We start from the raw sequence: 9,380 nt of genomic DNA on the forward strand, positions 1-9,380 counted from the left end.
ACCCGCGCCGCCACTCATCGCGCTGCTCGGCCTGCTCGGCATGCTGGGCGGCGAGCAGATCGCACCGCTCGCAAAACGCTTGCTTGCCGGAAATACGCTGCAGGCCGCCTGGCGCGATGCAGGTTGCAGCAACCACATCTTGGGGATGCTGCCCGGCCGGCCGGCGCCCAAGCAGTCAAGCGCCATATCGGAATCCACCGGAGACATTCGCTCATGACCGCCTCTTTCCACATTCCCGATCTCGTCTTGCGCAACGGACGATTCGTGACTCTGAATCGGTCGAAGCCGACGGCGAGCGCAGTCGCAATCGAAAACGGCACGTTCGTCGCTGTCGGCGACGAGGCGGAAATCATGCCGCTCGCCGGTTCGAACACGCGCATTGTCGATCTGAACGGCCGCCTCGTACTACCGGGGCTGATCGACAACCATGCGCATCTCGTGCGAGGCGGCTTGAACTTCAATATGGAACTCCGTTGGGACGGTGTGCGCTCGCTGGCCGATGCAATGGACATGCTGAAGCGGCAAGTCGCGATCACGCCGCCGCCGCAGTGGGTGCGCGTGGTAGGCGGCTTCACCGAGCAGCAGTTCGTCGAAAAGCGGTTGCCGACCATCGACGAGCTGAACGCCGTGGCGCCGGATACACCGGTATTCATCCTGCATCTGTACGACCGCGCGTTGTTGAACGCTGCAGCATTGCGCGTCGTCGGATACACGAAGGAAACCCCCGAGCCTCCTGGCGGCAAGATCATGCGCGATGGCCAAGGCAACCCGACTGGCCTGCTGCTCGCGAAACCGAATGCATCGATTCTCTACGAGACCCTCGCGAAAGGCCCCAAACTGCCATTCGACTATCAGTTGAATTCGACGCGTCATTTCATGCGCGAACTGAATCGACTCGGTGTCACCGGCGTGATCGACGCGGGCGGCGGTTTCCAGAACTATCCGGAAGACTACGAGGTGATTCAAAGGCTCGCGGATGAAGGACAACTGACCGTGCGGCTTGCGTACAACCTGTTCACGCAAAAACCGAAGGAAGAAAAGCAGGACTTCCTCAATTGGACAAAAACCTCGAAGTACAAGCAGGGGGACGATTACTTTCGGCACAACGGTGCCGGTGAAATGCTCGTCTATTCCGCCGCAGACTTCGAGGATTTTCGTGAGCCGCGGCCTGACACGCCGCTACAGATGGAAGACGAACTGGAGGCCGTGGTGCGCGTGCTGGCCGAGAATCGCTGGCCGTGGCGCTTGCACGCGACGTATGACGAGACAATCAGCGGCGCGCTCGACGTATTCGAAAAGGTCAACCGCGATATACCGCTGGCGGGTCTCAACTGGTTCTTCGATCATGCCGAGACGATCTCGGAGCGCTCGATGGATCGTATCGCCGCACTCGGCGGCGGCGTCGCCGTCCAGCATCGGATGGCTTATCAAGGTGAATACTTCGTCGAACTCTACGGCTCGACCGCCGCGGCAGCCACGCCGCCGGTGGCGAAGATGCTGGAGAAGGGCATTCGGCTATCGGCCGGCACCGACGCCACGAGAGTCGCTTCGTACAACCCGTGGGTATCCCTCGCGTGGCTGGTGACGGGAAGAACGGTCGGCGGTCTGCGCCTGTACCCGCAACGCAACTGCGTCGATCGCGAAACGGCGCTGCGCATGTGGACTGAGAAGGTGACCTGGTTCTCGAACGAGGAAGGAAAGAAAGGGCAGATCGCGGTTGGACAATTCGCCGATCTGATCGTGCCGGACCGCGACTTCTTCTCCTGTGCCGAGGACGACATCGCGCACACGACTTCGATGTTGACGCTGGTAGGCGGGCGCGTTGTCTATGGAACGGGCGAGTTCGCTTTTCTCGACGACGGCGAGCCGCCGCCCGCCATGCCCGACTGGTCGCCGGTGCGGCGGTTCGGCGGCTTTGCGGCCTGGAGGGATTCGAAGGGCGACGCAGAGGCGGCGTTGCAGAAGGTGGCCGGCGCGTCGTGCGGTTGCGCAAACGCATGCATCGTGCATGGGCACAGCCACGACCAGGCGTGGTTGCGCAGCGTACCCGCGTCCGATGCGCGTTCGTTCTGGGGAGCGCTCGGCTGTGCGTGCTGGGCGATTTGATATGGACGCGGTCAAGACTCGCCGTCCCGCATGGGTGAGCGCGATCCTCGGCTGGCGCCCGCTTGTGCCAATGGCTCGAACGGCGCTGGTGTCCGCCTACCTGTTCGGCAGCCTAACGAAGCTCTTGAATTATCGGGCGGCCATCGCCGAGCTGGATCACTTCGGACTTCGACCAGGGTGGCTTTGGGCGGCTCTCGCCATTGCCGTCGAGCTGGGCGGGTCGGTTTGCGTCATCGCGGATCGTCTTGCTTGGCTCGGCGCCGGCGGCCTCGGATGCCTGACGGCAGTCGCGATGCTGGTCGCGAATGATTTCTGGAACATGGCCGGTGCCGCTCGGCTGCGTGCGGCCAACAGCTTTTTCGAGCATCTCGGATTGATTGCCGCGCTGTTAATGGCGGTGTGGCTGTCCGATTCGATTCGTCGAGATGGCAAGCGCCATCTTCATGAAAAACCATAAAGATACTTCAATGCCATGTCCCTCTTCCGTCTCTTGATCGCGACCAGCATGGTCACCACCGGCCTCGTCTCGACGCTGCTAGCCGTCGCGACGCCAGTCTCGGCGCCGACGGTATCCGTCGGCCCCCAGTACGACACAACGCACGTGTACGTGGCACCGGAAGATTTCGACACATTCGTCGAAAGCTTTCTCGCAACGTTCGGCGGTCACAAGTCAAAGCAAGGCGAGTTCCAGGTAACGCCGGCGCCGAGCCGAACGATTTCGCAGCTCGTGTTCACGCCGGTCGGCACGCTGTCGGTATTCGGTTTCAAGACGCCGATTCCCTATCCTTTCGGTGATGAACGCACAGGCTATATGGTGACCGACATGGATGCGGCAATCCAGTCGGCGAAAGCGCACGGCGCGGACGTGACCGTTGCGCCATTCCCCGATCCAGTCGGGCGCGACGCGATCGTCGTGTGGCCGGGCGGCGTCCAGATGCAGTTTTACTGGCACACGCAGGCGCGGAGGTACGAAGAGTTGAAGACGGTACCGGAGAATCGCGTCTATGTGTCGCCGGACCGCGCTGATGAACTGGTGCGCGACTTCGTCGCGTTCTCGCACGGAAAAGTGGTGTCGGACGTGCACGATGCTTCGGGCGCGGAGATCGGGCGGCCGAACGATGCGTATCGCCGCATCCGCATCGAATCGGGCTTTGGAAAGATGACGGTCGCCGTCACCGACGGTCATTTGCCCTATCCTTTTGGCCGCGAAACGACTGGCTACGAAGTGGCGAACCTCGCCGGCACGTTGAAAAAAGCGCAGTCCGCCGGTGCGACGGTGCTGGTACAGCCGTTCACATCGGACAAGCGCGAAGCGGCGTTTGTGCGGTTCCCGGGCGGCTATATTGCCGAAATTCACGCCGCAGCCCGATGACTAAAGCGCGCATGTTGATTACCGTCCGTTCGATGCTCCCCAATCGGGCCTGGACGAAGAGGCACGAAGACAATGTGCTTGCAGCCATTGCCGGCTATGTCGACACATTCAGCTTCGTCGCCCTGTTTGGTCTCTTCACGGCGCATGTGACGGGCAACTTCGTGTTGATCGGCGTGGACGTTGCCGGTTATGGACAGGGCATCTTCACGAAACTGATGACCTTCCCCGCGTTCGTCTCCGGCATCGTATTAAGCAGCGCGGTGGTGAAGGCCATGCGGTCTCAGGACGCCAATCGAAGAGCGGTGTCCTTGTACGCGATTCAGGCGGCGCTCCTGGTGGCTTTCTGCGTTTCCGGCGTCGGCATCGAACCGGCACTCGGCGCCGATAGCGTGCCGATCATCGTGTGCGGGATGCTCGGCGCGGCGGCCATGGGCGTGCAGAATGCCCACAGCCGGTTGATCGACCGCGTTAGCGTGCCGAATACCGTGATGACCGGCAACGTCACTCAGGCCGTGCTCGATGTAGTGAACCTTGCTTCCTCGGAGACGCCGGTCGACACGAAGATGGCCGTCCGCATCCGCCTCGGGAAGCTGCTCCGGGCCATCTCATGTTTCGGGTCCGGCGCCGTCATCGGTGCGTTGGCTTATCGATATGTTTCGTTTTGGGCGCTGATGCTGCCGGTCGCGTTGCTCGTCACGCTTGCACTGAGCCTCTTCCTCAACGCGCCGGGCGCGCAGGATCGCGCAGCAATGCCGGGGCCGAACCCATGATGCGAGCGACATCAATGCAGGATAGTCGAATGTGGTTGCGTTGGCCGGCATTCATTCGTCGACGCCACAACTGCTCTGTGCTGCCCATCATGGTGGCCGCGGCATTCGGCCTTGGCATCGGCAAGCGCGTGGAGGCGAATGAGAATGCGGTGGCGTGCGCGCAGAAGCGGCCGCGCGTGCTCTCCAACCGCTGGCAGGAAGACTGGTCGGTTCTGGCTGACCCGTGCGTGCCGGCAAAGCCTCTGGACGACCTCAAATACATCCCACTCGGCGACGATCCGCACTCGTACCTGTCTCTTGGCGCGAATCTCCGGGAGCGTGTCGAGATCAGTGGAGCGCCGCTGTTCGGCGTTGGTCCGGCATCCGCCAACACCCGGCTGCTGCAACGGGCGCAGGTCAGTGCGGACTTACGGATCGCGCAACATTATCAGGTGTTCGTCCAACTCGTGGATGCGCGAGCGTATGGCAAGGATATCGCGACGCCGGTCGACAGGAGCCCGCCGGATATCGAGCAGGCGTTCGTCGCATGGGTGGGGCACGCGGCTGGGGCTACGGCGAAGTTTCGCATAGGGCGGCAGGAAATGGCTTTCGATCTGCAACGCTTCATTTCCGTTCGCGAAGGCCCGAATGTTCGGCAAAGCTTTGATGCAGTCTGGGGCGATCTGGAATACAGCAAGTGGCGCTTTATCGGTTATGCGACGCAACCGGTGCAAAATCGAGGCAGTACGGCGTTCGACGACAGATCGAACCGACATCTCACCTTCAGCGGCGTGCGTTTCGAGCGCAAGGACGTCGGCCCGGGTGATCTGTCCGGTTACTACTCGCGTTACAACCGAAGCAACGCGGTATTTCTCGACGCAAAGGGCGACGAGCATCGGGATGTATTCGATTTGCGCTATTCCGGAAAGGCTGGGCATGCCGATTGGGACGTCGAATCCATGCTGCAAACGGGCCACGTCGGCCGCGACGTAATCAATGCATGGGCGATTGGCTCGCTCGTGGGCTACGCGCTGGAGGGTTGGGGCACGCCTCGCGTTGGTCTTCAGATCGATGTGGCGTCCGGCGATCGGCATCCGGGAGACGGCCGAGTGGGAACGTTCAATCCGCTCTTTCCGAACGGCTACTATTTCACGCTGGCGGGATTCACCGGTTACGCGAACATTGTTCACATCAAACCGTCAATCACGTTGAAGCCGTCGAGCAGGCTCTCATTACTTGCTGCATTGGGCTTTCAGTGGCGCCAAACGGCGAATGACGCCATTTATCAACAAGGCAACGTTGCCGTGCCAGGTACCGCAGAGCATGGTTCCCGGTGGACCGGGATGTACGTACAGCTTCGGTCGGACTGGACGGTTGCCGACAATCTGATCAGCTCGATCGAGGCCGTTCATTTTCAGGCGGGTAATGCCATCCGGAGTTTGGGAGGCAAAAATGCCGACTATGCAGGCATCGAATTCAAATACGGATGGTAATGGATGGCTGGGCGATCGATTCGCGGGCCATATGAACGAGTTGGTTTCCCGGATCGACTTGTGAGGGTGCCGGTTGCATCGCGGATCACCGGGCCATGTCGGCAGAGTTTGCAAGACCGCCTTCGAGCGGACAGCCCCCGGCGAGCACGTTTGGCGTGCCACATGTCCGCCCGGCCGTCTTGACATCCGGGCCGGCGCAGCCTGGTTCCGAGCGCCATTCGCCACGGCCATCGGTTAGACGATCGTGGCGGGAACAGCGTTTTGAATATCGATTCCAGATGGTTTTCGAGAAAGCAAAAATCGAATATTTATGTTGCAGTTGAAATTGAGAATGGACTATTTTCAATCGCTCCGAGTGTTTGTAAAGATTGTGGATCTTGGCGGCTTTACACGTGCGGCGTCCGCGTTGGATATTTCAAATGCAGTAGTAACACGCGCACTTGCAGCGTTGGAAGCTCACCTTGGCACGAGGTTGTTGAATCGGACAACGCGTAGCCTTTCACTTACGGAGCCGGGGCGTGTTTATCTGGAAAAGGCGCGTCAGATTCTGGTTGAACTCGACGACGCCAAAGAGATGGTTGCCGCCGGGAACCGCGAGCCGTCTGGCACGTTGCGAATCGTCGCCCCCATCGTGTTTGGCTTGAACAGTTTGGCTCCGCTTCTGCAGTCATACAGCGCGCGATTTCCCAAGATCGTGCCGGACTTGACGCTACTCGACAATCAGGTCGATCTGGTCGAAGACGGCTTCGATGTCGGGATTATGGTTTCCAAGCAAATGCGCAGCTCGAGCATCGTTACGCGTCGCCTGACGACTGAAAGTTGGATTGTATGCGCGGCGCCGAGTTACCTGGAGAAGCATGGGGTTCCGAATCGAGCAGAGCAGATTTCCCACCATGTATGTTTGAGCCTGCCGGCCGATCATTGGGGCGAAGATTGCACTTTTGCTGGGTTAGGTGGCGCGGCGTGCAGTCAACCGCTCAATCGATTCGTTGCAAACAACATCGAGATGCTGCGCAAGTTGGCGATTCTCGGCATGGGCATTGCCACTTTGCCTGATTATTTGATCAAAGGGGATATAACGTGTGGTCGCCTCGTGCATCTCTTCGGCGATCATCGGCATCCAAAGTTCGATATTCATGTGGCATACCCGAGTCGTCGCTACCTGGCGGCCAAGGTTCGAACCTTTGTCGATCACATCGTCTCCAACTTCGATCATGTGGCGAGCGCCGAGCAGAGTTGTTCGCCGTAGCTCCAAACACGACCTCACTCCACGGATGGATGAATCAACGGAACGCGGAAACTCGCGTGACAAACGATCCTTCGGCGCAGCAAAGGCGACGTCGGCATAGCGCGACTCGCTGCGTCGCCGGATCATCGCGCGCAGGCCGCGTGTGATGCCGCGTCGCAAACCCGGGTGATAGACCTACACCCCATCGATGGCGACGACCTTGTAGCCGGGATCAGCGACGGCGTTCCGGTTGGACGTCGCCCAGGATCGCCGCCTGCTCCAGCGCTTCGGTCAGCGTGTGCCCGGCGTACGGATTGCCCGGCACCGAGCGCGCGCCCACGACGAAGCCTTCCTTGTGCGTCGTCGTGATCGACACCTTCACGCCGCATTCGTACGGCTTGCGCGCCTTGCCCTTGGCCAGACACTCGACTTCCGGCGCATGTAGTGCGTACAGCTTGTTCTTGTCCTTTTGCTTCTGCGACAGAATCCGCTTCGTGCGGCCAATCAAGTCTTCCAGCGCAGGGCGGCTTTGCCGTGCGACGCCATCGAGTTGCCGTTCGACGTCTCTCATCACGCTGCCCATACGCAGACACAAGGTCCGCAACGCCCCCTTCATCCGCTTGTACTGCTTCGCGTGCGCATAGCGGCCAATCTGTTTCGCCAGGCGCGACGCCTCACGGTTGTCGTTCTGCCGCAGCTTCAGCCCATGCCGGGCGGCTGCCTTCACCAGATGTTCGCGGCAGCGCTCGAGCAGCCGCAAATCGGTCGGATGGGCAATCGCCTTCTCCATCACCGTCGTATCGACGATCAAGCGCTTCAGACTCGCGTGCTTGACGACCTTGGCCCATTTGGCCGCCTCGATCGTCTCCGCCAGCCGCTCTTCGACGCTAACTTCACCAAGCCCCTTGTGTTCCTCGCGACCCGGTTGCGAACGCGTTGCAGGCCTGACACGGATGCAATCACCTGGTGAGCCGTTTGCGATGGTCACGCGACAGCGGGCGGGCGGTTCACGAGGCGTGCGAGAAGCGGCGCCGAAGCACCGGAAAGCGACATTCGGCAAGCGGTGCCAGCGGCGGCGCGCTGGCACCGTCGCAAGCGTTACGACCGTTCCGAATCGAGCTGCTCGTTGTTCTTCACGACATCCTGGGCCTTGAGATAGCTCTCGATGAGCAGTCGGTACTGAGGGAAAATCATCGCGTAGACATCGACCCATTGCTGCGCATCAGGACGATGCCAGGTCTGCTGCAGTTCGCCGGCTACCGCTGCCGTGTCGACCGGAACCACGCCCGCTTGAACGACACGAGCGAGTGTGATCTCCTGCGCCATTTTCGAGTACGTGCCGGAGGCATCAACCACGGCGAAGACCTTGTAGCCTTCCTGCACGGCCGAGATGGCGGGGAAAGCCATGCAGATGCTCGTGATGGTGCCGGCGATGATCAACGTCTTGCGTCCCGTTGCCTTGACCGCGTCGACGAAAACGGGATTGTCCCAGGCGTTAATCTGCCCCTTGCGAGCGACATATTTTGCATGCGGCGCGCTTTCGTGGATTTCGGGGATCAACGGACCGTTCGGTCCTTGCGGAACCGACGCGGTCGTGATCACCGGTATCTTGCAGAGCGTTGCGATCTTGGCTAGCGCAATGGCGTGATTACGCAGGACGGTCATTTCCATGTCCTTGACGGTCTGGAACAGGCCGCTTTGATGGTCGATCAGCAGCATGGCGGAATCGTTCGGGTCAAGGACGGGGCGCTGACCATTGAAGTTTGCGGGTGCGCTCATCGGAATACTCCTGATAGTGAGGCCAATCGCAGCGCCAGAACAGTGCTGGAACGACCGGTGGTTGCGCGGTTGCGCGAATAACAGCTTTGCCGCATTGGCACTAAAGTCGGGAAATCATCGTGAACAGGACATGCAGCAAGGCGCAGATCAACGCGAACAGCAGGAGAGATGCGACGTACAGGTCTGTTACCGTGCCGACTTCCAGCCGTCTCGGTTGGCGGCTCGGAATGCGGGAACGAGGAAGGGTTGCTCACGCAATGCGCCGGCGCGAAACATGTTCGACGACCCATATCAGGCCGCCCATGGTTCGGTGCCGTCCGGACGAGTCGACCTTGCCGCGGAATACCCAATATGCGAATGCGTTGTAATCGAGGACAACCGCAACATGACCAGTGCGCCGACCGCGACCATGAGCCAGTTGCCTGGGGCGGCCACGTCATGAGCGAATGTCCCCGGTGGAATCCGATTTGGAGCTTGACTGCTTGGACGCCGGCCGGCCGGGCAGCATCCCCAAGATGTGGTTGCTGCAACCTGCATCGCGCCAGGCGGCCTGCAGCGTGTTCCCGCCAAGCAAGCGTTTTGCGAGCGGTGCGATCTGCTCGCCGCCCAGCATGCCGAGCAGGCCGAGCAGCGCAATAAGCGGCGGCGCCGGC

At 60.7% G+C, this 9,380-nt stretch carries 9 protein-coding genes and 1 pseudogene; 7 read left to right on the forward strand and 3 right to left on the reverse strand.

Annotated elements, in window-relative coordinates; all coding sequences use genetic code 11:
- The 7 genes from WS91_RS16745 to WS91_RS16775 form a co-directional block, all read left to right on the forward strand.
- The coding region (locus tag WS91_RS16745) for a DUF1427 family protein (protein WP_059670640.1) at positions 1-217 on the forward strand (217 nt) is incomplete at its 5' end.
- Complete coding sequence (locus WS91_RS16750) at positions 214-2,106, forward strand: amidohydrolase (protein WP_038755458.1); 1,893 nt, start codon at positions 214-216, stop codon at positions 2,104-2,106. The genes WS91_RS16745 and WS91_RS16750, both read left to right, overlap by 4 nt.
- A 1-nt stretch (position 2,107) precedes the next feature.
- Complete coding sequence (locus WS91_RS16755; protein ID WP_038755460.1) at positions 2,108-2,563, forward strand: DoxX family protein; 456 nt, start codon at positions 2,108-2,110, stop codon at positions 2,561-2,563.
- A gap of 48 nt (positions 2,564-2,611) precedes the next feature.
- Positions 2,612-3,478 carry a glyoxalase gene (locus WS91_RS16760; RefSeq protein ID WP_231752038.1) on the forward strand — a complete coding sequence of 289 codons (867 nt, stop codon included), beginning with the start codon at positions 2,612-2,614 and terminating at the stop codon, positions 3,476-3,478.
- 11 nt (positions 3,479-3,489) lie between these two features.
- A complete protein-coding gene (locus WS91_RS16765; RefSeq protein ID WP_231752037.1) occupies positions 3,490-4,248 on the forward strand; it encodes a YoaK family protein in 759 nt (252 codons plus the stop codon).
- A 29-nt stretch (positions 4,249-4,277) separates the two neighbouring features.
- Positions 4,278-5,720, forward strand: a complete 1,443-nt coding sequence (locus tag WS91_RS16770) for an alginate export family protein (protein WP_059670642.1) — start codon at positions 4,278-4,280, stop codon at positions 5,718-5,720.
- Positions 5,721-6,051: 331 nt separating this feature from the next.
- Complete coding sequence (locus WS91_RS16775) at positions 6,052-6,969, forward strand: LysR family transcriptional regulator (RefSeq protein ID WP_059584769.1); 918 nt, start codon at positions 6,052-6,054, stop codon at positions 6,967-6,969.
- A gap of 108 nt (positions 6,970-7,077) precedes the next feature.
- Here the strand turns inward: WS91_RS16775 and WS91_RS16780 are convergent.
- The 3 genes and pseudogenes from WS91_RS16780 to WS91_RS33460 all read right to left on the reverse strand — a co-directional run.
- Positions 7,078-7,855: pseudogene (locus tag WS91_RS16780) on the reverse strand (IS5/IS1182 family transposase); the annotation flags it as partial.
- 191 nt (positions 7,856-8,046) lie between these two features.
- Complete coding sequence (locus WS91_RS16785) at positions 8,047-8,727, reverse strand: hydrolase (protein ID WP_038755466.1); 681 nt, start codon at positions 8,725-8,727, stop codon at positions 8,047-8,049.
- Between the two features lie 436 nt (positions 8,728-9,163).
- Positions 9,164-9,380, reverse strand: a 217-nt coding sequence (locus WS91_RS33460) for a DUF1427 family protein (RefSeq protein ID WP_082758222.1), incomplete at its 5' end; no start/stop codon positions are given.

This window comes from Burkholderia sp. MSMB1498, assembly GCF_001526245.1.
Taxonomy (GTDB): Bacteria; Pseudomonadota; Gammaproteobacteria; order Burkholderiales; family Burkholderiaceae; genus Burkholderia; species Burkholderia savannae.